Here is a 24,781-nt window from a genome sequence, read left to right as displayed (position 1 = left end):
ATGCAGAAAAAACCAACGTCCGCCTACGTGCATATTCCCTTTTGCACACAGATTTGTTATTATTGTGACTTTTCAAAAGTTTTTATTAAAAATCAACCAGTAGATAGTTACCTGGAGCATCTGCTGGAAGAGTTTCGTTCTTATGATATCCAAAAGTTGTCAACTCTCTATATTGGAGGTGGAACGCCAACGGCTTTGTCCGCTTCGCAATTAGAGGTGCTCTTGGATGGCTTGACTAAAAACCTAGATTTGTCTGTCTTGGAAGAGTTGACGATTGAAGCAAACCCAGGAGACTTGGACGCGGATAAAATTGCGGTTTTGAAACAGTTACCAGTCAATCGTGTTTCCTTGGGTGTGCAGACTTTTGATGACAAAATGCTGAAAAAGATTGGGCGCAGTCACTTGGAGAAGGATATTTATGAAAATATCGACCGCCTCAAACTGGCCGGTTTTGACAATATTTCCATCGATTTGATTTACGCTCTACCTGGTCAAACTATGGCTCAGGTCAAGGACAATGTAGCTAAGGCTATCTCGCTTGATATTCCTCATATGAGCCTTTATAGCTTGATTTTGGAGAATCATACGGTCTTTATGAACCGCATGAGACGTGGGAAATTGCCCCTGCCCAAGGAAGAGTTAGAAGCAGAGATGTTTGAGTACATCATCGCAGAGCTTGAGCGAGCTGGTTTTGAGCATTATGAGATTTCGAATTTCTCTAAGCCTGGCTTTGAAAGTCGCCACAATCTCATGTACTGGGACAATGCCGAGTATTATGGTATTGGTGCGGGTGCTTCGGGTTATGTGAACGGGGTACGTTATAAAAATCATGGTCCGATCCGCCACTATCTCAATGCGGTAGAGGCAGGAAATGCTCGAATTACAGAAGAACACCTGAGTCAAAGGGAGCAGATGGAAGAAGAAATGTTTCTGGGACTCCGCAAGAAATCTGGGGTTTCCATGGCACGATTTGAGGAAAAATTCGAACGGTCCTTTGATGAACTTTATGGCGAAATCATCAGAGACTTGGTTCAACAAGGTCTTATGCAGATCGATGGTGATCGTGTCCGAATGACAAAGAGGGGTCTCTTCTTGGGAGACACTGTAGCAGAACGATTTATTTTGGAGTAGAACAATGGGTTTAACTTATCAGATGAAAATGAAAATTCCTTTTGATATGGCGGACATGAACGGTCATATCAAACTTCCAGATGTGATTTTGCTGTCCTTGCAAGTATCAGGTATGCAGTCAATTGAACTGGGAGTTAGCGACAAGGATATGTTAGAACGTTACAATCTGGTCTGGATTATTACAGACTATGCGATTGACGTGGTTCGCTTGCCTCGCTTTGATGAGGAGATTACGATTGAAACAGAAGCATTGACATACAATCGTCTTTTTTGCTACCGCCGTTTCACCATCTATGATGAAGCAGGCCAAGAAATCATTCGCATGTTAGCAACCTTTGTTCTCATGGACAGAGATAGTCGGAAAGTCCATGCTGTCGAGCCTGAGATTGTTGCGCCTTACCAGTCTGAGTTTGATAAAAAACTCATCCGTGGGCCGAAGTATGCTAACCTAGAAGATCCGATCAGTAAAGACTACCATGTTCGTTTTTACGACTTGGATATGAATGGTCATGTTAATAACAGTAAATATCTGGATTGGATTTTTGAAGTCATGGGAGCAGATTTTCTAACCAAGTATATTCCAAAGAAAATCAATCTCAAGTATGTCAAAGAAGTGCGACCAGGTGGTATGATTGCTTCAGCTTATGAACTCAAGATATTAGAAAGCAAGCATGAGATTATTAGTGATGGCGAGATCAATGCTCAAGCTATGATTACGTGGCAAGAAATTGAAGCGAATTAGAAAGGGCGATATGGCTTATAAAGGTTATTTAATTGATTTAGACGGGACTATTTACAAGGGTAAAGACCGGATTCCGGCAGGTGAGGCTTTTGTGCATGAATTGCAAAAGCGAGAAATTCCCTATCTCTTTGTGACTAACAACACAACTCGTACTCCTGAGAGTGTTCAAGAGATGCTGGCTCAGAATTTTAACATTAATACCCCTCTATCAACTGTCTACACGGCAACTCTGGCAACCATCGACTATATGAACGACTTGGGACTGGAAAAGACAGTCTATGTCATCGGAGAAGCTGGGCTCAAGGATGCCATTCAGGCAGCTGGTTATGTCGAAGATAAGGAAAATCCTGCCTATGTGGTAGTTGGACTGGACTGGCAAGTCGACTATGAAAAATTTGCCACAGCAACTCTAGCTATCCAAAAGGGTGCTCACTTTATCGGAACCAATCCAGACCTCAATATTCCGACGGAACGTGGCCTTTTGCCAGGTGCTGGTTCACTGATAACCCTTCTTGAAGTCGCAACACGAGTAAAACCAGTTTATATCGGAAAACCAAATGCTATCATTATGGATAAGGCAGTTGAGCACTTGGGCTTGAAAAGAGAGGAGTTGCTCATGGTTGGGGATAACTACCTGACAGATATCCGAGCAGGAATTGACAATGGCATTCCAACGCTCTTGGTGACGACAGGTTTTACCAAGGCAGAAGAAGTGGCGGACTTGCCAATTGCACCAACTCATGTAGTTTCTAGCCTTGCGGAGTGGCATTTTGATGAAAACTAAACTGACCTTTTGGGGAAGTATGCTCTTTCTCCTCTCCCTGTCTATCCTCTTAACCATTTATCTGGCTTGGATTTTCTATCCCATGGAAATTCAGTGGCTGAACTTAACGGAACGGGTTTATCTAAAGCCCGAAACCATTCAGTACAACTTTCATATCTTGATGAATTACCTGACCAATCCCTTTAGTCAGGTCTTAGAGATGCCAGATTTTCGTTCATCAGCTGCAGGTTTACACCATTTTGCGGTGGTGAAGAATCTCTTCCACTTGGTTCAGCTAGTTGCCCTAGTGCCATTACCAAGTTTCTATTTCTTTGTTAGAAAGATTGTGAAAAAAGGATTTCTACCTCTATATCGTAAAAGTATTCTGACTTTAGTGCTATTGCCTCTAGTCATTGGCCTTGTAGGAGTGTTAATTGGTTTTGAGCAATTCTTTACTCTTTTCCATCAGATTCTCTTTGTGGGAGATGATACCTGGCTTTTTGATCCAGCAAAGGATCCCGTTATTTTGATTTTACCAGAGACCTTCTTCCTCCATGCTTTCCTTCTCTTCTTTGGACTCTATGAAAGTTTCTTTGGTTTTCTTTATTTGAAAAGTCGTAGAATACTTTAATGTGTTGCATTGATAAAACAGAGATGAAGTTAAAAATTCTTACGAGGAGTGAATTAACTTCATTGGAATTGAGTAATTCGTTCGCATACAGTCTATTTTTCTAGAAAAAAATATGCTTTTTTCTAGAAATTGCTAGTCAAGCGCTTTATTTTTTTGTATAATAAGAATAGCAAAGTATAGATAAAGAAGAGAAAAGCATGATTACACTATTTTTATCACCGAGCTGTACATCATGTCGTAAGGCAAAGGCCTGGTTAGAGACGCATAAAGTTCCTTTTGAGGAGCACAATATTATGACCAGTCCTTTAACAAGAAAAGAATTGCAACACATTCTTTCCTTGACCGAAAATGGTACTGATGACATCATTTCAACTCGTTCAAAAATTTTTCAAAAATTGGATATTGATGTAGAGAGTATTTCGGTATCGGAGTTGCTTCAGTTGATTGAGCAATATCCTAGTCTTTTGCGTCGCCCAATTATTATAGATACCAAACGCATGCAGATCGGTTTTAATGAAGATGAGATTCGTGCTTTTCTCCCTCGTAGTTACCGTAAACAAGAACTAAAAGAAGCAACATTGAGAGCTGGTATTGGATAGATGAACAAACAGTATAGTTACCCACTAGATTTGTCGTGGAGCACTGAAGAACTTGCTTCAGTGCTTTCTTTTTTTAATGATGTTGAAGCTGCCTATGAAGACAAGGTAGAGGCTAAGAAACTGCTAGAATCTTACAAGAAATTTAAGTCTGTGGTTCCAAGCAAAAGCGAAGAAAAGCGCTTAGGTCGTGAATTTGAGGCGGCTAGCGGTTATTCCTTCTATCATGCAGTTCAATTAGCAAAAGAAAAAAGAGAAGGGAAGATTTCTCTTGGAAACTAAATTTGAATTTGCCAAGCAGATTGTACAGGAAGCTGCTGAGTATATTTTGGCTCACATGCAAGAAGATTTGCAGGTTGAGCGAAAGTCTTCCCCTACAGACTTGGTGACGCGTTTGGATAAGGAGGTTCAGGATCTCTTAGTTCAGAGAATTTTGGCATCTTATCCAGAAGACTTGATTTGCGCGGAAGAGGGCTGTTTACGTGCTGCAGTCGGTCAAGGTTCCGTTTGGGTGATTGATCCCATTGACGGTACCAATAATTTTGTTGCCCAGCAGGAAGATTTTGCAGTTATGTTGGCCTATTTTGAAAATGGGGTTGGGAAATTTGGTATCATTTATGATGTCATGAAAGGGGATTGTTACCATGGTGGTGGTGCTTTTCCTCCCTATCGTAATAATGAGCCCTTACCGACTTTTAAAAAGAAACCTCTTCAAGAATTTTTAGTTGCCGGTAACTCAGGTATGTTTGAAACCAATGAGTGGGGCTTGGCGGATTTGGGGCGAGCAGCGTTGGGAGTCCGTGTTTACGGCAGTGCGGCCATTAGTTTTGCCAAGGTTTTATCGGGTCGTCTTCTGACTTATATTACCTACTTGCAGCCATGGGATTACGCTGCAGCCAGTATCTTAGGGGAAAGTCTGGGTTATCGTCTTCTTACGGTATCAGGTGAGCCCGCTGATTTTAAAACGCGTCAGCCTGTCATGATGGTGCCAATCGAGATGCAAGATGAGATTCAGTCCTATATTTATGAAAGGAAAAAGAACTAAATGCAATTTCCAGAAGGATTTGTTGAAAAATATGAAGCGATACTAGAAGATGAGGCAAGAGACTTTCTTGCCTCTTTTAAACAAGAAGCAGTTTCGGCTTTTCGAGTCAATCCCTTAAAAGAAAGTCAGTTATCGTTTGCAGATGCTATTCCAAATACACCTTGGGGACATTATGGCAAGGTCTCAGGGAAGTCACCAGAGCACGTGACGGGTCTCGTTTATTCACAAGAGCCTGCAGCCCAAATGGTGGCCCAGGTGGCTCAACCAAGTCCTGGTATGAAGGTCTTGGACTTGGCGGCAGCACCAGGTGGAAAATCCACTCAACTAGCAGCTTATCTGGCTAATCAAGGAGTTCTGGTTTCCAACGAAATTTCAAGCAAGCGGGCTAAGATTTTAGTGGAAAATATGGAGCGATTTGGAGCGACAAATGTTGTCGTGACCAATGAATCTGCTGACCGCTTGGCCAAGGTTTTTAAAGGTTATTTTGATGTGATTGTCCTTGATGCACCTTGCTCGGGTGAAGGGATGTTCCGTAAACAACCAGATGCCATGGACTATTGGAACCTCGACTATCCGAGCCAATGTGCTAGTCTCCAAAAAGAAATCCTAGAAGACGCAGCCACCATGCTTGCTGAAGGTGGCCGTCTGGTCTATTCGACCTGTACCTGGTCACCTGAGGAAAATGAAGAAATCGTCCACTGGTTGCTTGATACTTATGATTTTGAACTGCTTCCAGTCAAGCATGTGAATGGTATGGTAGCAGGAATTGACCTTCCTGAAACGGCTCGGATGTATCCTCATCATTTCAAGGGAGAAGGCCAGTTTGTTGCCCACCTGCAGTTTAAGGGAGAAAATCTGGCACCTAAATTCAAGCCAAGCAAGAGCAATCTCAGTCGTGAACAGCTAGCCTTGTGGCAAGAATTTGCCCAAAAACATCTCAAAACGTCCTTAACTGGTATCTTGCAAACTTTTGGAGACCAACTTTATCTCTTGCCAGAGAGGTTACCTGATCTAGGGAAACTCAAAATTGCCCGAAATGGACTTCATCTGGGTACTTTTAAGAAGAAACGCTTCGAACCAAGCTTTGCTCTGGGATTAGCCTTAAAACCAAGTCAAGTTTTGCAAACAGTCGAAATCAAGGATGAGGACTTTGTCAAATATGTGGCTGGCGAGACTGTTCAGCTAGCTGAAAGTCTACCAAATGGATGGTATCAAGTCCTTGTTCATGGAAACGGATTAGGCTTTGCCAAGGTAACGGGAAATGTTTTGAAAAATTATTATCCAAAAGGACTCAGATTCAAGTGAAAAAGCTAGTCAAAGAATCTATTCTATGTTATATTGGAAGTATGAGTTTTTTCTGATAGTCTTTCATTATTACTTATATTATACAATGGAATTGTCCGCTCCTAAGAATGACTAGATAAAATAAAGCGGGACAATCATTGATGATAATTGGATGATCAGGACAAACGGAAGAAATCAGAACATTTATCATTATGTTCAAGGAGAATAACAGTGAAAAAAAGAAAAAAGCTCGTCCTATCTCTTGCAGCTCTTTTGCTGGCAGGTTCTCTAGCAGGATGTGCAAGCTGGATTGATCGTGGAGAAACCATGACAGCCGTCGGTTCAACTGCCCTTCAGCCTTTGGTTGAAGCCGCAGCAGACGAATTTGGTTCAAAAAATATCGGAAAAACAGTCAACGTTCAAGGTGGTGGTTCGGGAACAGGACTATCCCAAGTCCAGTCTGGAGCAGTAGACATCGGGAACTCTGACGTCTTTGCAGAGGAAAAAGAAGGAATCGATGCTTCAGCACTAGTAGACCACAAGGTTGCGGTAGCTGGTCTTGCAGTGATTGTAAACAAAGAAGTGGCTGTTGAAAATCTGACAACCGAGCAACTTCGCAAAATCTTTACAGGTGAAGTGACCAACTGGAAAGAGGTTGGGGGCAAAGACCTAGCAATTTCAATCATCAACCGAGCAGCAAGTTCTGGTTCACGAGCAACCTTTGACAATGTCGTAATGAATGGTCAGGCGGCTATGCAGAGTCAAGAGCAGGATTCTAACGGGATGGTCAAGTCGATTGTATCCCAAACTCCTGGAGCCATTTCTTACCTAGCCTTTGCCTATGTAGATGACTCAGTGAAAAGCATGAAATTGAATGGGTATGAACCTACATCTGAGAATGTAACGACCAACAATTGGCCTTTGTGGTCTTATGAACATATGTACACACTTGGTCAGCCTAATGAGTTAGCTGCTGAATTCCTGAACTTCGTCCTCTCAGATGAAGCCCAAACTGGGATTGTTAAGGGCATGGGCTATATCTCTATCAATGAAATGAAAGTCCAAAAGGATGCTTCAGGTACCGTTACAGCAGTAGAAGGAGGTCAATAATGAATCAAGAAGAATTATCTAAAAAATTACTCTCTCCTTCAAAGAACTCTCGGCTTGAGAAGTTTGGTAAAGGATTGACCTTCACTTGCCTTTCTTTGATTGTTATCATTGTGGCAATGATTTTGATTTTTGTAGCCCAAAAAGGCTTATCGACCTTCTTTGTCAATGGAGTTAACATCTTTGATTTCCTCTTTGGACAAACTTGGAATCCTTCAGGGAAACAATTTGGTGCCCTTCCGATGATTTTGGGCTCCTTTATTGTGACGATTTTATCAGCCCTCATCGCAACACCCTTTGCTATTGGTGCTGCAGTCTTTATGACAGAAGTATCACCAAAGGGTGCAAAGATTTTGCAACCGGCCATTGAACTCCTCGTCGGTATTCCTTCAGTCGTCTATGGATTTATCGGTTTGCAAGTTGTGGTGCCTTTTGTTCGTAGCGTCTTTGGTGGAACTGGTTTTGGGATCTTGTCAGGGATTTTCGTTCTTTTTGTCATGATCCTACCAACTGTAACCTTTATGACAACAGACAGCTTGCGTGCTGTTCCTCGTCATTACCGTGAAGCTAGTTTAGCTATGGGAGCCACTCGTTGGCAAACCATCTGGCGTGTGACCTTGAAAGCAGCACGTTCAGGTATTTTCACTGCAGTGGTCTTTGGGATGGCGCGTGCCTTCGGTGAAGCCCTTGCTATTCAGATGGTTGTCGGAAACTCAGCAGTTATCCCAACCTCGTTAACAACACCAGCTGCGACCTTGACATCTGTATTAACTATGGGTATCGGAAATACCGTCATGGGAACGGTTGATAATAACGTTCTCTGGTCACTGGCCTTGGTATTGCTCTTGATGAGTTTGGCCTTTAACAGTGTGATTAAATTGATTACGAAAGAAAGAGGAAAGAAAAACTATGCACGCTAAGAAATTAGATAAACTTGCAACAGCTGTCCTCTATACCATCGCGGGTATCATCGTTGCCATCTTGGCATCCTTGATTCTCTATATCTTGGTGAGAGGGTTACCGCATATCTCTTGGTCCTTCTTGACAGGGAAATCTTCCTCTTACCAAGCAGGTGGGGGTATCGGGATTCAGCTCTACAATTCCTTCTTCCTTTTGGTCATTACCTTGATCATTTCTGTTCCGCTATCTATGGGAGCTGGTGTTTTCCTCGCTGAGTATGCCAAAAAAGGACCTGTGACCAATTTTATTCGTACCTGTATTGAGATTTTGTCTTCTCTACCATCAGTCGTTGTGGGTCTCTTTGGTTACTTGATCTTTGTAGTCCAGTTTGAGTATGGATTTTCAATCATTTCAGGTGCCTTGGCCTTGACAGTCTTTAACCTTCCTCAGATGACTCGAAATGTTGAGGACAGTTTAAAACACGTTCACCATACGCAACGCGAGGCTGGTCTGGCCCTTGGTATCTCTCGTTGGGAGACTGTGGTCCATGTCGTCATTCCAGAAGCCCTTCCAGGTATCGTAACGGGTGTTGTCTTGGCATCTGGTCGTATCTTTGGTGAGGCCGCGGCTCTTATCTATACGGCAGGACAATCCGCTCCAGCCCTTGACTGGTCTAACTGGAATATCCTCAGTGTTACCAGTCCCATCTCAATCTTCCGTCAAGCAGAAACCTTGGCTGTCCACATTTGGAAGGTCAACAGTGAAGGAACCATTCCTGATGCTACCATCGTATCTGCTGGTTCTGCCGCCGTGCTCCTCATCTTTATCTTGATTTTTAACTTTGGAGCTCGCAAACTCGGAAGCTATTTACACAAGAAATTAACCGCTGCCTAAAGGAGAAGCCATGTCAAAATATAACTGGGATGAAAAGCATATCATCACTTTCCCTGAAGAAAAAGTGGCCCTCTCTACTAAGGATTTACATGTTTACTATGGTAAAAATGAATCCATCAAGGGCATCGATATGCAATTTGAAAAAAATAAAATTACAGCCTTGATTGGTCCTTCTGGATCTGGGAAATCTACCTATCTTCGCAGTCTCAATCGGATGAATGATACCATTGATATTGCCAAGGTAACAGGTCAAATCCTCTACCGAGGGATTGACGTCAACCGTCCAGAAATCAATGTCTATGAGATGCGCAAGCATATCGGAATGGTCTTCCAACGTCCAAATCCATTTGCTAAGTCTATCTATCGCAACATCACTTTTGCTCATGAACGTGCAGGTGTTAAGGACAAGAAAGTACTTGATGAAATTGTAGAAACCTCTCTAAGACAGGCTGCCCTTTGGGATCAGGTCAAAGACGACCTTCACAAATCAGCCTTGATGCTTTCTGGAGGTCAGCAGCAACGTCTCTGTATCGCTCGTGCCATCTCTGTTAAGCCAGATATTCTCTTGATGGATGAGCCTGCATCAGCTTTGGATCCTATTTCTGCAGGTAAGATTGAGGAAACCTTGTATGGTCTGAAGGATAAATACACCATGCTCTTGGTAACGCGTTCGATGCAACAGGCCTCTCGTATCTCTGATAAAACAGGATTTTTCCTAGATGGGGATTTAATCGAGTTTAATGATACGAAGAAGATGTTCCTTTCCCCTCAAAACAAGGAAACAGAAGATTATATTACAGGAAAATTTGGATAAGGAGTTGAAAGATGTTACGATCTCAATTTGAAGAAGATTTGGAGAAATTGCACAACCAGTTCTACGCTATGGGACAAGAAGTGCTCTCGCAGATCAATCGTACAGTACGTGCCTTTGTCACGCATGACCGTGATTTGGCAAAAGAAGTCATCGAAGACGATGCAGAAGTAAATGAATATGAAGTGAAGTTGGAAAAGAAATCATTTGAAATGATTGCCCTTCAACAACCTGTTTCGCAAGACCTTCGTACCGTCTTGACCGTTCTCAAGGCCGTATCAGACTTGGAACGCATGGGAGATCATGCAGTGTCTATCGCTGAGGCGACCATTCGTATGAAGGGGGAGCAACGTATCCCTGCTGTTGAAGAAGAAATCAAAAAGATGGGACGCGACGTGAAAAACTTCGTCGAAGCAGCTCTAGATCTCTATCTTAACGGTTCTGTGGATCAAGCCTACGAAGTAGCGGCTATGGATGAAAAAATCAACCATTATTTTGATAGCATCCGTGATTTGGCTACAGAAGAAATTAGAAAAAATCCTGAAGCTATTGTTACAGGCCGTGATTACTTCCAGGTTATTTCTTTTTTGGAACGTATCGGAGACTACGCAAAAAATATCTGTGAATGGGTTGTTTACTTTGAAACAGGTAAAATCGTCGAACTCTAAGAAATGGATTAAATATTCACTAAAAAGGCTAATCAACTCAGATTAGTCTTTATTTTTGAATAAAAAGGAAATTTTTTGAAATGAAAATTCTGAAAATGTTGACAAGTATTTTCAAATGGGTTATAATTATTCAGAAATAACAGAAAGGTCGTTTATTTATGAAATTTAAAAAATGGATGTTAGTTGTATGTAGCATGCTTACCAGCATGGTTTTGGTAGCTTGCCAATCAAGTACGGATAGTTCTCAGTCTGCTGTGGAGGCTATCAAACAAAAAGGCAAGCTAGTCGTTGCGACCAGCCCAGACTATGCACCATTTGAATTCCAATCCTTGGTAGATGGTAAAAACCAAGTGGTTGGGGCAGATATTGATATGGCTCAAGCGATTGCGGATGAACTTGGAGTTAAACTTGAAATCTCTAGCATGAGTTTTGACAATGTCTTGACCAGCCTTCAAACTGGAAAGGCTGACTTGGCTATTGCAGGAATTAGTGCCACAGATGAGAGAAAGGAAGTCTTTGACTTTTCAATTCCTTACTATGAAAACAAGATGAGTTTCTTGGTTAGAAAAGCCGATTTAGACAAATACAAGGATCTTTCAAATCTAGCAAGTGCCAATATCGCAGCTCAAAAGGGAACTGTGCCAGAAACCATGGTCAAGGAACAATTGCCAAATGCCCAATTGACATCTTTGACCAATATGGGGGAAGCAGTCAATGAGTTGCAGGCTGGAAAAGTGGATGCTGTTCATATGGATGAACCAGTTGCTCTTAGCTACGCAGGTAAAAACTCAGACCTTGTCGTTGCATCTGTCAACTTGACAATGAAAGATGGCGAAGCCAATGCCGTTGCTATCAAGAAGGATCAGTCAGACTTGAAAGCAGTAGTCGATAAGGTTATCCAAAAACTAAAAGATGACGGAACCTATCAAAACTATCTAGAAAAGGCAGCGAAACTAACAGAAGTTGAACAATAAGAAAAAGCAGAGTTGGACTTTAATCCAATTCTGCTTTTATGTATTCTAATAGCTCTTCTAGATTTTCAAGAGTGACTTTGGCGAACTGATAAGGACAGGCGTCCAAATAAGCTTTCTCAAAAAAGTCTAGTTTGAGTGAGCTGTGTTTCAAACTGGCAATTTTAGGATAGTTTCTCAAATCAAGCAAAAGACCATCGTGTAGAGGGTAGTGGGGCAAGGGACAGGTGTTTTCTTCAAGCACTTTCTTTATCTGAGCCTGATAGTTCTCTTGAAGGGTCAGTCTGGCCAGTCGATTTTTTTCAAATAACTGACTATCGATGTAAAGAGAAAGAGCCTTTTGCATGATGAGATTGCTGTCATAGTCCAGGATATTTTTGTAGGAAACAAAGGCTTCTTTTAGGGCATTTGGGAGAATGAGAGCGGTGATACGAAGGGATGGAAAGAGGCTGGTTGAGAAGGACTTGATATAAATGACTCGATCTTCAGTATCCAGATAGTGGAAGGTTTGTCCCTTTCTAGGATCTAGGTCCCCTAAATAGTCATCCTCTACGATGTAAACACCATACTGGTTTGCTAGATTCAGAATAGCCCTCTTTTCCTGATCAGAATAGGAATGGCCAAGAGGATAGTGGAAGCGAGGAATGGTATAGAAAAACTTGATTTTTCCAGATTTGAACTGTTCTTCTAGTTCTTCAAGGTCAATGCCATCAATACGGCGTTCAATGGTCTGGTAGGCTAGCCCCTGAGCGACCAAGAGACGGTTCATTCGGTGATAAGTCGGCTGTTCAACTAAAATCTCCTCTCCCTCGCTCGGAAAGTCAATCTGAGAAAGGATAAAGAGAGCTTGTTGGGTACCAGATGTTAGAACCAGTTGGTCGGGTTTACAGTAGAGGGCTTGGTCAAAGAGGAGTTGATGGACAGATTGTCTCAGTTCCTCAAGGCCCTCTTGGTTGTCATAGTAGTTGAAGAGGTAGTTTTCTCGGCCTATCAGGGTTTCGTTGACACAGAGTCGGAAGTCGTCATAGGCACTGGCATGTTCGTCAGTGACTTCGATTTCCAAGTCCTGATGCTGTCCTTGTTCTAGAACATAGTAGCCACTTTGGGGTTTGGCATAGAGGTATTGTTCATGGCGTAATTCCAGTAGGGCTCGTTGGATAGTGTCCTTGCTACAGTGGAAGTTTTGGCTCAGTTGACGGATGGAGGGAAGCCGGCTACCTGTTGGAAATTTTCCCGACTCGATACCCTTTTTTAGAAAGGAAACGACTGCTTGGTATTTACTTTCTTTCTTCATTCCAGACCTCCGTTGATTTTGTTACATTGTACCTTTTTTTTGCCTCCTTTGCAATGGGAAAAGCATTCTCCCTTTCACAACTAGGAGCAAATGTGGTATACTTAGAAAGTATGATGATTCATTGAAAAGAAGATAAGAAAGAGAATGGATAGAAAAGTGCAGGAACCGGTAAAATTATTTCAATACAATACTCTAGGTGCCCTAATGGCAGGTCTCTATGGCGGAACCATGACAGTAGGAGAATTGCTGGAGCATGGCGACCTTGGTTTAGGAACCCTTGATTCGATTGATGGGGAGTTGATTGTCCTTGATGGTAAGGCTTATCAAGCCAAAGGTTCAGGGGAGCAACCTGAAATTGTAGAAGTCGCAGCGGATGCCCTTATCCCTTATGCGGCAGTGGTCCCCCATCAGGCAGAAGTGATTTTCCGTCAGCGCTTTGAGATGACGGACAAGGAATTAGAAAAGCGGATTGAGTCCTACTATGATGGGGAAAATCTTTTTCGTTCCATCAAGATTCATGGGGAATTCGCCCACATGCATGTACGGATGATTCCCAAGTCAACAACAGATACCAAGTTTGCTGAGGTTGCTACCCATCAGCCTGAATATAGTCGTGAAAATGTATCGGGAACCATCGTTGGATTTTGGACACCAGAGATTTTCCATGGAGTGAGTGTTGCAGGCTACCATTTGCATTTTATCTCAGACGATTTGACCTTTGGTGGGCATGTGATGGACTTTGTTATCAAAGAAGGAATGATCGAGGTTGGAGCAGTCGATCAGTTGGATCAACGTTTTCCAGTCCAAGATCGCCAGTATTTATTTGCCAAATTTAACGTTGACGAGATGAAGAAAGACATTGATAAGTCAGAATAGGAGAAAAAAATGACAGTACATATTATCCTTACCATGATTGTTTTGGTTCTCATTCTAGTAGGTGGAACTTGGTATGCCAAAAAACGGTTTAAAATCTCTCTTGCAGTGATGGGCTTGGGGGCAATCGCATTTTTTGTTTCTTCTCAGGTGTTAGAGAAGATGGTTCACCTTCTGGTTCTTCATCCGCAAAAAGATGGAACCATTCCGCTCATGCAGGAGCAGCCTTTCTTATATGTCCTTTATGGGATTGCCATGGCGGCCCTCTTTGAGGAAACAGCTCGTCTTGTCTTTTTTAAATGGTTGGAGAAAAAGAGAAAGCTAGAAGATCGAGATGCTTTGGCTTATGGTTTGGGACATGGGGGCTTGGAGATGCTCTATCTTGGGATGGGAAGTTTAATCAGTTTGTTGATTCTCTTTTCACTCATCCAGTCTTCGAATACTGATGTAGCCAATCTCCTTCCAAAGGCTACCCTCGAAACGGTTCAGTCTCTTTCTGTATGGCAGGTTTATTTACTAGGAGTTGAGCGAGTGCTTGCCCTAGTTCTCCAAATTGGTCTTACTGTCTGGGTCTATCAAAGTGTCCGTCAAAAGAAATGGATCTATCTCGTTGCTGCCTATGGTTTGCATGCCTTGTTTGACTTAGCTCCAGCCTTATCTCAAGTGGGATGGATTGCAAATCCACTTCTAGTAGAGGTTATTCTTCTTTTAGAAGTACTAGCCTTTATCTGGCTAACAAAATCAACATTTTGGAAAAAATCTTTATAAAAAGAGGGGAACCTCTTTTTTTATGCAATGCTTTGACACCAAGAATTTTCCTGTCGTCAAAAGTTTTTAAAAATGGTATAATGAAATCACTCTATAAAAGGATGAGATACATGACATTAGTAACTAGAATACAAGAACAATTAGAAGGAATTGATATTCGTTTCAAGGAACCCTTGAAGACCTATACCTATACCAAGGTAGGGGGACGAGCGGATTATCTAGTTTTGCCACGCAATCGCTATGAGATGGCGCGTGTCGTTCAATTTGCCAATCAGGAGAATATCCCTTGGATGGTGCTAGGAAATGCCAGCAATATCATCGTTCGTGAAGGTGGAATCCGTGGTTTTGTCATCTTGTGTGATAAGCTTAATAACGTTTCAGTTGATGGTTATACCATTGAGGCAGAAGCGGGTGCTAATTTGATCGAGACAACACGTATTGCACTTCGTCATAGTTTGACTGGTTTTGAGTTTGCTTGCGGTATTCCAGGGAGCATCGGAGGTGCTGTCTTTATGAATGCGGGTGCTTACGGAGGAGAGATTGCTCACATCTTGCAGTCTTGTCAAATTTTGACCAAGGAAGGGGAAATCGAGACCTTGTCAGTCAAGGACTTGGCTTTTGGTTACCGCCATTCAGCTATTCAGGATTCTGGGGCCATTGTCTTGTCGGCTAAATTTGCCCTTGCTCCAGGTAATCATCAGGTCATCAAGCAGGAAATGGATCGCTTGACGCACCTACGTGAACTCAAACAACCTCTAGAATACCCATCTTGTGGTTCAGTCTTTAAGCGTCCAGTGGGGCATTTTGCAGGTCAGTTGATTTCAGAAGCTGGTTTGAAAGGCTATCGTATCGGTGGTGTTGAAGTGTCTGAAAAGCACGCTGGTTTCATGATCAATGTTGCTGACGGTACGGCGAAAGACTACGAGGACTTGATCCAATCTGTTATTGAAAAAGTCAAGGAACACTCAGGTGTTACTCTTGAGAGAGAAGTTCGAATTTTGGGTGAGAAGGAGTAAGGTTTCGCCAGAATAGCTGCTGCTATGTTAATGGAAAGGGGGTGAAAGCCTATCGGTAGCGAAGATGTATGCAGGTGGTTTTACTCCCTGCAAGAGGTAGTAGCGGCCTGACAGAGCCCTGATCTGTTAATTTATGAAAAAGAAGGAATTTATGCCAATTGAAAAAACCAATTATCGAATTCAAAAACGTCTCTAAAGTTTTTGAAGACAGCAACACCAAGGTTCTCAAAGACATCAACTTTGAGTTGGAAGAAGGGAAATTTTATACCCTTTTAGGCGCATCTGGTTCAGGGAAATCAACCATCCTAAACATCATTGCAGGTTTACTGGATGCGACGACAGGGGATATTTTGCTGGATGGGGTACGAATCAACGACATCCCAACCAACAAGCGAGACGTCCATACCGTCTTCCAATCCTATGCCTTGTTTCCACATATGAATGTGTTTGAAAATGTTGCCTTTCCGCTACGCTTGCGTAAAATTGACAAGAAAGAAATCGAACAACGCGTAGCGGAAGTTCTCAAGATGGTTCAGTTGGAAGGTTATGAAAAACGTTCCATCCGTAAACTCTCTGGAGGACAACGCCAGCGTGTAGCCATTGCCCGTGCTATCATCAACCAACCCCGTGTGGTCTTGCTGGATGAGCCCTTGTCAGCGCTGGACTTGAAATTGCGAACAGACATGCAGTACGAACTGCGTGAACTGCAACAACGATTGGGGATTACCTTTGTCTTTGTCACTCACGATCAGGAAGAAGCTCTTGCCATGAGTGACTGGATTTTCGTTATGAATGATGGCGAGATTGTTCAGTCTGGAACGCCAGTGGACATCTATGATGAGCCGATCAACCACTTTGTTGCTACCTTTATCGGTGAGTCCAACATCTTGCCAGGAACTATGATTGAGGACTACTTGGTTGAGTTTAACGGCAAACGATTTGAAGCAGTCGACGGGGGGATGAAGCCAAATGAGCCAGTTGAGGTTGTCATTCGTCCAGAGGACTTGCGCATCACTCTTCCTGAAGAAGGCAAGCTCCAAGTCAAGGTTGATACCCAGCTTTTCCGTGGGGTTCACTATGAGATTATCGCCTATGACGAACTCGGAAACGAATGGATGATCCACTCGACTCGTAAGGCCATTGTAGGTGAGGAAATCGGTCTGGACTTTGAACCAGAAGATATCCACATCATGCGTCTCAACGAAACCGAAGAAGAATTCGATGCTCGTATCGAGGAGTACGTAGAAATCGAAGAGCAAGAAGCAGGTCTGATTAACGCGATCGAGGAGGAAAGAGATGAAGAAAACAACCTCTAAACTCTTTGTAGTGCCCTATATGCTTTGGATCGCCCTCTTTGTTCTCGCACCTTTGGTCTTGATTTTTGGACAATCCTTTTTCAACATTGAAGGGCAGTTTAGTTTAGAAAACTACAAATCCTACTTTGCATCACAAAACTTGACCTATCTCAAAATGAGCTTCAACTCAGTTCTCTATGCAGGAATTGTGACCTTGGTAACGCTACTCATCAGCTATCCGACAGCCCTCTTTTTGACCCGTCTCAAGCACCGTCAACTCTGGCTCATGCTGATTATCCTGCCGACATGGATTAACCTGCTCCTCAAGGCCTATGCCTTTATCGGGATTTTTGGCCAGAATGGCTCCATTAACCAATTCTTGGAATTTATCGGAATCGGTTCGCAGCAGTTGCTCTTTACCGATTTCTCCTTCATCTTTGTTGCAAGCTACATCGAGCTTCCCTTTATGATTTTGCCGATTTTCAATGTCTTGGATGATATGGACAACAATCTTATCAATGCCAGCTATGACCTCGGTGCGACCAAGTGGGAGACCTTCCGTCATGTTATCTTCCCTCTGTCTATGAACGGAGTGAGAAGTGGGGTTCAGTCTGTCTTTATCCCAAGTTTGAGTCTTTTCATGCTGACACGTTTGATCGGGGGGAACCGTGTTATCACGCTGGGAACAGCTATTGAGCAGAACTTTCTAACCAATGACAACTACGGTATGGGTTCAACCATCGGTGTGATTCTTATCCTGACCATGTTCATCACCATGTGGGTGACTAAGGAAAGGAGAGAACGATGAAAAAATTTGCCAATCTCTACCTAGCCTTTGTCTTTATCATCCTTTATTTGCCAATTTTTTACTTGATTGGCTATGCCTTTAATGCTGGCGATGATATGAATAGCTTTACAGGCTTTAGCTTGAGCCATTTTAAAACCATGTTTGGTGATGGCCGTCTCATGTTGATCCTCACCCAGACCTTTTTCTTGGCCTTTCTATCAGCCTTGATTGCAACCATTATCGGGACTTTTGGTGCTATCTATATCTACCAGTCTCGTAAGAAATACCAAGAAGCCTTTTTATCACTCAATAATATCCTCATGGTTGCACCCGACGTTATGATTGGTGCCAGCTTCTTGATTCTCTTTACCCAGCTTAAGTTTTCACTTGGCTTTTTGACGGTTCTATCTAGTCACGTGGCCTTTTCCATCCCTATCGTGGTCTTGATGGTCTTGCCTCGTCTCAAGGAGATGAATGATGACATGATTCACGCGGCTTATGACCTTGGTGCCAGCCAGTTCCAGATGTTCAAGGAAATTATGTTGCCATATCTAACACCGTCTATCATTGCAGGTTATTTCATGGCCTTTACCTATTCGCTAGATGACTTTGCCGTGACCTTCTTTGTAACAGGAAATGGCTTTTCAACCCTATCAGTTGAGATCTACTCCCGTGCTCGTAAGGGGATTTCCTTAGAAATCAATGCCCTGTCTGCCCTTGTCTTTCTCTTTAGTATTATCCTGGTTGTAGGCTATTACTTTATCTCACGTGAGAAGGAGGAGCAAGCATGAAAAAACTCTATTCATTTTTAGCTGGAATTGCAGCGATTATCCTCGTCTTGTGGGGAATTGCGACTCATTTAGACAGTAAAATCAATAGTCGAGATAGTCAAAAACTGGTTATCTATAACTGGGGGGACTATATCGATCCAGAACTCTTGGAGAAATTCACAGAAGAAACAGGAATCCAAGTACAGTACGAGACCTTTGACTCCAACGAAGCCATGTATACCAAGATCAAGCAAGGTGGAACAACCTATGATATTGCCATTCCGAGTGAGTACATGATCAACAAGATGAGGGATGAAGATCTCTTGGTACCTCTTGATTATTCAAAAATTGAAGGAATCGAAAATATCGGACCAGAGTTCCTCAACCAGTCTTTTGACCCGGGCAATAAATTCTCCATCCCTTATTTCTGGGGTACCTTGGGAATTGTCTACAATGAAACCATGGTAGACGAGGCTCCTGAGCATTGGGATGACCTCTGGAAACCAGAGTATAAGGATTCTATCATGCTCTTTGATGGAGCGCGTGAGGTGCTGGGACTCGGGCTTAACTCACTTGGTTACAGTCTCAATTCTAAGGATCCTCAGCAGTTGGAAGAGACAGTGGATAAGCTCTACAAACTGACTCCAAATATCAAGGCCATCGTTGCAGACGAGATGAAGGGTTACATGATTCAGAATAATGCTGCTATCGGTGTGACTTTCTCAGGAGAAGCCAGCCAGATGCTTGAGAAAAATGAAAATCTCCGCTATGTCGTACCGACAGAGGCAAGTAATCTCTGGTTTGACAATATGGTCATTCCTAAGACTGTCAAGAACCAGGATGCTGCCTATGCCTTCATTAACTTTATGTTGAAACCTGACAATGCTCTCAAGAACGCAGAGTATGTCGGTTATTCAACACCAAATAATGCTGCTAAGGAAATGCTCCCTGAAGAGACAAAAGAGGATAAGTCCTTTTATCCAGATGCAGATACTATGAAACATCTAGAAGTTTATGAGAAATTTGACCATAAATGGACAGGCAAGTATAGCGACCTCTTCCTACAATTTAAGATGTATCGGAAGTAGTGATAGTAACGAAACGAATCAGTCAAGCTGGTTCGTTTTTTGAATAGTTGTATAGCTGTGTATTTTTACTATCCTATTTGCTTATTTTATAGCCTAGTAGTATACTAAGTTTATAATAATAGAAAGCGGTAACAAAGATGAAAATGTCTACTTTTTTCAAAAAAAGTTATTGGCCAACCTTTTTGATTGTTCAGCAAACTGTTATACTATTCTATCTAAAGGATGGTTTGGATCGACAATACCTAACAACTGAGTCTATATATTTGGTGATAGGGTTCTTTATATTTGTAAATATTTTCGAAGCTATCTTTAACAATTCAAAACTTTGGAATAAAAGTTGGGATAAAAAGAAAAATGGCAGTAAGAAAAAATATATCCTGAAAAAGTAATCAGGGATGTAGGGAATGATTTCCAGTTGACGCAAGCTTTAAAAAACGATATAATAAGAAAGTTGAGAATTGATTTTCTGTCATCTTAGTCCAGAGAAATGGCGGTGCTGCGAGCCATCTAAGCTAGGAAGTCATGCTACTCAATCACACAATTGCATAAGAATAAGAGAATGACAAGTTCATTGAATGAAGGTGGTACCGCGGTTTTTCGCCCTTCGTGATGTGAGCTTGTCTTTTGATTTTTGGAGGTGTTTATGAAGACATTTCTCGTGAAACAAAAGTTTCGTCTTGGGGGCGAACGCTTCGATATCAAGGATGATAGAGGAGTAGTGAATTATCAGGTGGAGGGCTCTTTTTTCCAAATTCCTAAGACCTTTACCATCTATGATGCCTATGGTGAACAAGTTAGTGAGATTAGTAAAGAATTTTTTACCTTGCTTCCTCGCTTTACTATTCAGCTACGAAACGGTTCCAATTTCGTTATTCGTAAGAAGTTGACCTTCTGGCGGGATAAGTATGAGTTTGATAATCTGGGACTTCGTATCGAAGGCAATATTTGGGATTTGAATTTCAAATTGCTAGATGATCGTGATCAGCTTGTTGCCGAGATTCGGAAAGAGATTTTCCATTTGACCTCAACTTACACCGTAACCGTCTATGAAGACTCTTATGCAGACCTGGTCATTTCACTCTGTGTCGCGATTGACTATGTGGAGATGCTGGAAAGCCAATCAAATTAAACAAGTAAATAAGGAGATATTATGAAACAACTATCTAGTGCTCAAGTTCGCCAAATGTGGCTAGATTTCTGGGCAAGCAAAGGCCACTCTGTAGAACCATCAGTCAGCTTGGTTCCTGTAAACGATCCAACTCTTTTGTGGATTAACTCTGGGGTAGCAACCCTTAAGAAATACTTTGACGGGACTATTATCCCTGAAAATCCACGTATCACCAACGCTCAAAAAGCTATTCGTACCAACGACATCGAAAATGTCGGAAAAACGGCTCGTCACCATACCATGTTTGAAATGTTGGGGAACTTCTCTATCGGTGATTACTTCCGTGACGAAGCCATCACTTGGGCTTATGAACTCTTGACAAGCCCAGAATGGTTTGACTTCCCAGCTGAAAAACTTTACATGACCTACTATCCAGACGATAAAGATTCTTACAACCGCTGGATTGAAGTGGGAGTGGATCCAAGTCACTTGATTCCAATTGAGGACAACTTCTGGGAAATCGGTGCGGGGCCTTCTGGTCCAGATACAGAGATCTTCTTTGACCGTGGAGAAGCCTTTGACCCAGAAAATATTGGTCTTCGCCTTCTAGCAGAAGATATCGAAAACGACCGTTATATCGAAATCTGGAATATCGTTTTGTCACAATTTAACGCAGACCCTGCTGTTCCTCGTAGCGAATACAAGGAATTGCCACACAAGAACATTGATACGGGCGCTGGTTTGGAGCGTTTGGTGGCGGTTATCCAAGGGGCTAAGACCAACTTTGAAACAGACCTCTTCATGCCAATCATTCGTGAAGTTGAGAAATTGTCTGGTAAGGTTTATGACCAAGACGGTGACAACATGAGCTTCAAGGTTATTGCGGACCATATTCGTTCGCTTTCCTTTGCCATTGGTGATGGGGCTCTTCCTGGAAATGAAGGTCGTGGCTATGTCCTTCGTCGTCTTCTCCGTCGTGCTTCTATGCATGGTCAAAAATTGGGTATCAACGAGCCTTTCCTTTACAAACTCGTTCCAACTGTTGGAAAAATCATGGAAAGCTACTACCCAGAAGTACTTGAAAAACGTGACTTTATTGAGAAAATCGTTAAGAGCGAGGAAGAATCATTTGCCCGTACCCTTCACTCAGGTCAACACTTTGCAGAAACTATCGTAGCAGACCTGAAAGAAAAAGGTCAAACTGTCATCGCTGGTTCAGATGTCTTTAAACTTTACGACACTTACGGATTCCCAGTTGAATTGACAGAAGAAATTGCTGATGAAGCTGGGATGACTGTAGACCGTGAAGGTTTTGAAGCAGCCATGAAAGAGCAACAAGAACGTGCGCGTGCGTCAGCTGTTAAGGGTGGCTCAATGGGTATGCAAAATGAAACCCTTCAAAATATCACAGTAGAAAGTGTCTTTAACTACAATGCCAGCCAATTGCCTTCTAAGCTGGTGGCTATCGTAGCTGAAAACGCTGAAGTTGAAGCTGTTTCAGAAGGAACTGCCTCTCTCATCTTTGCAGAGACTCCATTCTACGCTGAAATGGGTGGACAAGTAGCTGACCACGGTCAAATCTTGGATGCTGCAGGAAACGTCGTAGCAAATGTAACGGACGTTCAAAAAGCGCCAAACGGACAAGCTCTTCATACGGTTGAAGTTCTTGCACCACTTGCTTTGAACCAAGAATACACACTTAGCATCGACACCAATCGTCGTCTTCGTGTCATGAAGAACCACACGGCGACTCACTTGCTCCATGCAGCCCTTCACAATATCCTTGGAAACCATGCGACACAAGCAGGATCCCTTAACGAAGTTGAATTCCTTCGCTTTGACTTCACTCACTTCCAAGCCGTGACTCCAGAAGAATTGCGCGCCATTGAACAACAAGTCAATGAGAAAATCTGGGAAGCAATTGCAGTAGAAACTGTTGAGACAGATATTGACACAGCAAAAGAAATGGGAGCTATGGCCCTCTTTGGTGAAAAATACGGTAAGGAAGTTCGTGTTGTGACTATCGGCGATTACTCAGTTGAGCTTTGTGGTGGTACCCACGTTGGCAACACTTCTGAGATTGGCCTCTTCAAGATTGTCAAAGAAGAAGGAATCGGATCAGGAACTCGCCGTATCTTGGCAGTGACTGGTAAGGAAGCCTTTGAAGCCTACCGTGACCAAGAAGACGCTTTGAAAGCCGTCGCAGCGACCTTGAAAGCACCGCAACTCAAGGAAGTACCTCACAAAGTCGAAGGACTTCAAGAGCAACTCCGTCAATTGCAAAAAGAAAATGCAGAATTGAAGGAAAAAGCCGCAGCTGCGGCAGCAGGCGATGTCTTCAAGGATGTGAAGGAAGTCAACGGACACCGTTACATTGCAAGTCAAGTTTCTGTATCAGACGCAGGAGCCCTTCGTACCTTTGCGGATAACTGGAAACAAAAAGACTACTCTGACGTGCTTGTCCTAGTTGCAGCTATCGGTGACAAAGTCAATGTCCTCGTAGCTAGCAAGACGAAAGACCTTCATGCAGGAAACCTTGTCAAAGAATTGGCACCAATCGTCGATGGACGTGGTGGTGGTAAACCAGACATGGCCATGGCAGGAGGAAGCAACCAAGCCAAAATCCAAGAACTCTTGGAGGCAGTAGCAGGTAAATTATAAGGCATTAAAGATCTATCCATTAGGATAGGTCTTTTTGTGATTGCAAAAAAGCCAAATCCGGTTGGATCTGGCTTGTAACTGATAGGTTTATTTTGCTGCCCAGACACTTACTGAATCCGCTGCTACTGGAAATTCTCCATAACCTTCTGCATTGATTGTAACTTGTGCTGGATGATTTTCAAGGAGGTCAACAAAGGTTTGGTCAGCCCAGTCTTGACCAACAAACATAGACTTGCTGTTTTCTTGGTCATTTGAGATAAGGACAGCGATTGGAGATTGATTTTCAGCACCTGAACGTACCCATCCAATACAGTTGGCATCATCAAAGTAGTCTGTTTGCTCTCCATAGGCCAAGTTTTTTCGGATGGCTAGGAGACGGTCAAGAACTTCTCTGAAATCTTGTTGGGCGTATTTTCCTGAGATACCGTAGTAGTCTCCGTAAAAAACACATGGAAGTCCATCTTGACGTAAAAGAATAAGCGCATAGGCAGCTGGCTTGAACCATTCTTCAACAGTTGATTCAAGTGCCTGACCTCTTTGGGTATCGTGGTTGTCGACAAAAGTCACAGCCTTGTCAGGCTTGAGTTCAACCAAGCTATCGGTAAAAATACTACGAAGGTCGTAACTTGCTCCAGCCCGACTAGCTTCAAAGAGGTTTTGGTGGAGGCGAACATCGACAAGGTCAAAACGCTCTTCTGTTTTCTCGAGATAGTCTAGATTGGCTTCCTTGTCTGGATTCCAAAATTCAGCAAAAACATAGAAATCCTGACCATATTTTTCCTTCATATCACGGATAAAATTTCTCATAAAGAAGGAGTCGATGTGCTTAACGGCATCCAAGCGGAAACCAGCTACACCAGTCGTTTCCATAAACCAGTCAGCCCAGTCATAGATGTTTTGGATGACTTCAGGATGCTTAAAGTCTAGGTCGGCATACATGAGGTAGTCGTAGTTACCGTTTTCGTTATCGACCAATTCTTCGTTTGCCCAGCCCTTGTTGTCCCCTTGGATCAGGTAAATACCAGATTTACGGCGCTTAGCATCGTAGTCTGTACCAGTAAAATGGTACCAGTGCCAGTGGAAGTCATTGTAGGTATTTTGCCGACCATCGAAGGTAAAGTGAGTCCAGCCATTGATAGTAAAGGGCTCGCTTAGTTGAACGGTACGATCCTCAGGGTCCACTTCAATAACCTGAAAGGCTTCCATATGATCTGCTGCAGCCTTGTGATTGAGCACCACATCGGCCATAGGTTGGATTCCATGCTCCTTGAGAGTCTGAATCGTTTGAAGATAGTCTTCTTTAAACCCATACTTGGTGCGGACAGTCCCTTTTTGGTTAAATTCACCTAGGTCAAAAAGATCGTAAACGCCATATCCTACATCTTTTTCGTTGGTTGCCTTGAAGGCAGGTGGCATCCAGACATGGCTGATACCAAGGTTTGCTAGGTGTTCTGCGTCATCTGCCAATCGCGTCCAGTGTTGTCCGTCGTGGGGCAGATACCACTCAAAGTATTGCATAAGTGTCTGATTTTGCATTGTTTTTCCTCTTGCTTATCAATGTTGTGTTTTATTCTACCA

At 42.7% G+C, this 24,781-nt stretch carries 26 protein-coding genes; 24 read left to right on the top strand and 2 right to left on the bottom strand.

Annotated features, from left to right (window positions below; translation table 11 throughout):
- The 14 genes from hemW (at nucleotide 1) to FQT28_RS06440 (ending at nucleotide 11,546) form a co-directional block, all read left to right on the top strand.
- Nucleotides 1-1,131, top strand: a complete 1,131-nt coding sequence (gene hemW, locus FQT28_RS06505; protein WP_125398704.1) for a radical SAM family heme chaperone HemW — start codon at nucleotides 1-3, stop codon at nucleotides 1,129-1,131.
- 4 nt (nucleotides 1,132-1,135) lie between these two features.
- Nucleotides 1,136-1,873: an acyl-[acyl-carrier-protein] thioesterase gene (locus FQT28_RS06500; protein WP_143989744.1), complete on the top strand. Its 738-nt coding sequence runs from the start codon at nucleotides 1,136-1,138 to the stop codon at nucleotides 1,871-1,873.
- 10 nt (nucleotides 1,874-1,883) lie between these two features.
- A complete protein-coding gene (locus FQT28_RS06495) occupies nucleotides 1,884-2,657 on the top strand; it encodes a TIGR01457 family HAD-type hydrolase (protein ID WP_125424645.1) in 774 nt (257 codons plus the stop codon).
- Nucleotides 2,647-3,267, top strand: a complete 621-nt coding sequence (locus tag FQT28_RS06490) for a TIGR01906 family membrane protein (RefSeq protein WP_125398701.1) — start codon at nucleotides 2,647-2,649, stop codon at nucleotides 3,265-3,267. Before FQT28_RS06495 ends, FQT28_RS06490 begins: the two co-directional genes overlap by 11 nt.
- Nucleotides 3,268-3,464: 197 nt before the next feature.
- On the top strand, nucleotides 3,465-3,866 hold the full coding sequence (locus FQT28_RS06485) for a Spx/MgsR family RNA polymerase-binding regulatory protein (RefSeq protein ID WP_004246303.1): 402 nt from the start codon (nucleotides 3,465-3,467) through the stop codon (nucleotides 3,864-3,866).
- On the top strand, nucleotides 3,867-4,145 hold the full coding sequence (locus FQT28_RS06480; RefSeq protein WP_125449470.1) for a UPF0223 family protein: 279 nt from the start codon (nucleotides 3,867-3,869) through the stop codon (nucleotides 4,143-4,145). It abuts the gene before it with no gap.
- Nucleotides 4,135-4,908 (top strand): inositol monophosphatase family protein, encoded by a 774-nt coding sequence (locus tag FQT28_RS06475; RefSeq protein WP_143989743.1) that lies wholly within the window; start codon nucleotides 4,135-4,137, stop codon nucleotides 4,906-4,908. The genes FQT28_RS06480 and FQT28_RS06475 overlap by 11 nt, the downstream gene beginning before the upstream one ends.
- On the top strand, nucleotides 4,909-6,213 hold the full coding sequence (locus tag FQT28_RS06470; protein WP_143989742.1) for an RsmF rRNA methyltransferase first C-terminal domain-containing protein: 1,305 nt from the start codon (nucleotides 4,909-4,911) through the stop codon (nucleotides 6,211-6,213). It abuts the gene before it with no gap.
- A 210-nt stretch (nucleotides 6,214-6,423) separates the two neighbouring features.
- Nucleotides 6,424-7,302 (top strand): phosphate ABC transporter substrate-binding protein PstS, encoded by an 879-nt coding sequence (locus tag FQT28_RS06465; protein WP_143989741.1) that lies wholly within the window; start codon nucleotides 6,424-6,426, stop codon nucleotides 7,300-7,302.
- A complete protein-coding gene (gene pstC, locus FQT28_RS06460; protein WP_001070951.1) occupies nucleotides 7,302-8,219 on the top strand; it encodes a phosphate ABC transporter permease subunit PstC in 918 nt (305 codons plus the stop codon). The genes FQT28_RS06465 and pstC overlap by 1 nt, the downstream gene beginning before the upstream one ends.
- Nucleotides 8,209-9,093 carry a phosphate ABC transporter permease PstA gene (pstA, locus tag FQT28_RS06455; RefSeq protein ID WP_000543050.1) on the top strand — a complete coding sequence of 295 codons (885 nt, stop codon included), beginning with the start codon at nucleotides 8,209-8,211 and terminating at the stop codon, nucleotides 9,091-9,093. Before pstC ends, pstA begins: the two co-directional genes overlap by 11 nt.
- Before the next feature lie 10 nt (nucleotides 9,094-9,103).
- Complete coding sequence (gene pstB / locus FQT28_RS06450) at nucleotides 9,104-9,907, top strand: phosphate ABC transporter ATP-binding protein PstB (RefSeq protein WP_143989740.1); 804 nt, start codon at nucleotides 9,104-9,106, stop codon at nucleotides 9,905-9,907.
- An 11-nt stretch (nucleotides 9,908-9,918) separates the two neighbouring features.
- Entirely contained in the window at nucleotides 9,919-10,572 is a 654-nt protein-coding gene (phoU, locus tag FQT28_RS06445; protein ID WP_125449458.1) for a phosphate signaling complex protein PhoU, read from the top strand.
- 158 nt (nucleotides 10,573-10,730) lie between these two features.
- On the top strand, nucleotides 10,731-11,546 hold the full coding sequence (locus tag FQT28_RS06440; protein WP_125449456.1) for an ABC transporter substrate-binding protein: 816 nt from the start codon (nucleotides 10,731-10,733) through the stop codon (nucleotides 11,544-11,546).
- A gap of 19 nt (nucleotides 11,547-11,565) precedes the next feature.
- Here the strand turns inward: FQT28_RS06440 and FQT28_RS06435 are convergent, their stop codons facing one another.
- On the bottom strand, nucleotides 11,566-12,837 hold the full coding sequence (locus FQT28_RS06435; RefSeq protein WP_125449454.1) for an aminotransferase-like domain-containing protein: 1,272 nt from the start codon (nucleotides 12,835-12,837) through the stop codon (nucleotides 11,566-11,568).
- 144 nt (nucleotides 12,838-12,981) lie between these two features.
- On the opposite strand from FQT28_RS06435, the gene budA reads away from it, so the two are divergent.
- From budA to alaS, 10 genes are all read left to right on the top strand, one after another.
- A complete protein-coding gene (gene budA / locus FQT28_RS06430) occupies nucleotides 12,982-13,713 on the top strand; it encodes an acetolactate decarboxylase (protein WP_125449452.1) in 732 nt (243 codons plus the stop codon).
- Between the two features lie 9 nt (nucleotides 13,714-13,722).
- On the top strand, nucleotides 13,723-14,478 hold the full coding sequence (locus FQT28_RS06425; protein ID WP_143989739.1) for a YhfC family intramembrane metalloprotease: 756 nt from the start codon (nucleotides 13,723-13,725) through the stop codon (nucleotides 14,476-14,478).
- A gap of 110 nt (nucleotides 14,479-14,588) precedes the next feature.
- Complete coding sequence (murB, locus tag FQT28_RS06420; protein ID WP_185952360.1) at nucleotides 14,589-15,494, top strand: UDP-N-acetylmuramate dehydrogenase; 906 nt, start codon at nucleotides 14,589-14,591, stop codon at nucleotides 15,492-15,494.
- A 158-nt stretch (nucleotides 15,495-15,652) separates the two neighbouring features.
- Complete coding sequence (locus FQT28_RS06415; protein WP_000742901.1) at nucleotides 15,653-16,810, top strand: ABC transporter ATP-binding protein; 1,158 nt, start codon at nucleotides 15,653-15,655, stop codon at nucleotides 16,808-16,810.
- Nucleotides 16,791-17,597, top strand: coding sequence for an ABC transporter permease (locus tag FQT28_RS06410; RefSeq protein ID WP_000754114.1), 807 nt, complete (start codon nucleotides 16,791-16,793; stop codon nucleotides 17,595-17,597). Before FQT28_RS06415 ends, FQT28_RS06410 begins: the two co-directional genes overlap by 20 nt.
- Nucleotides 17,594-18,367, top strand: a complete 774-nt coding sequence (locus FQT28_RS06405; RefSeq protein ID WP_000712716.1) for an ABC transporter permease — start codon at nucleotides 17,594-17,596, stop codon at nucleotides 18,365-18,367. The genes FQT28_RS06410 and FQT28_RS06405 overlap by 4 nt, the downstream gene beginning before the upstream one ends.
- Entirely contained in the window at nucleotides 18,364-19,434 is a 1,071-nt protein-coding gene (locus FQT28_RS06400) for an ABC transporter substrate-binding protein (protein WP_143989738.1), read from the top strand. The genes FQT28_RS06405 and FQT28_RS06400 overlap by 4 nt, the downstream gene beginning before the upstream one ends.
- Nucleotides 19,435-19,571: 137 nt before the next feature.
- Nucleotides 19,572-19,823, top strand: coding sequence for a hypothetical protein (locus tag FQT28_RS06395; RefSeq protein WP_061417087.1), 252 nt, complete (start codon nucleotides 19,572-19,574; stop codon nucleotides 19,821-19,823).
- A gap of 254 nt (nucleotides 19,824-20,077) precedes the next feature.
- Nucleotides 20,078-20,563: an LURP-one-related/scramblase family protein gene (locus tag FQT28_RS06390; RefSeq protein ID WP_000847086.1), complete on the top strand. Its 486-nt coding sequence runs from the start codon at nucleotides 20,078-20,080 to the stop codon at nucleotides 20,561-20,563.
- 21 nt (nucleotides 20,564-20,584) lie between these two features.
- Nucleotides 20,585-23,203: an alanine--tRNA ligase gene (gene alaS / locus FQT28_RS06385; RefSeq protein WP_143989737.1), complete on the top strand. Its 2,619-nt coding sequence runs from the start codon at nucleotides 20,585-20,587 to the stop codon at nucleotides 23,201-23,203.
- 87 nt (nucleotides 23,204-23,290) lie between these two features.
- Here the strand turns inward: alaS and FQT28_RS06380 are convergent, their stop codons facing one another.
- Complete coding sequence (locus FQT28_RS06380; RefSeq protein ID WP_143989736.1) at nucleotides 23,291-24,739, bottom strand: alpha-amylase; 1,449 nt, start codon at nucleotides 24,737-24,739, stop codon at nucleotides 23,291-23,293.
- Nucleotides 24,740-24,781: the final 42 nt, after the last annotated feature.

Source organism: Streptococcus oralis (genome assembly GCF_901543815.1).
Classification (GTDB): Bacteria; Bacillota; Bacilli; order Lactobacillales; family Streptococcaceae; genus Streptococcus; species Streptococcus oralis_CM.
The sequence above is the reverse complement of the archived record's forward strand: the minus strand, read 5'-3'. Positions and strand labels throughout refer to the sequence as shown.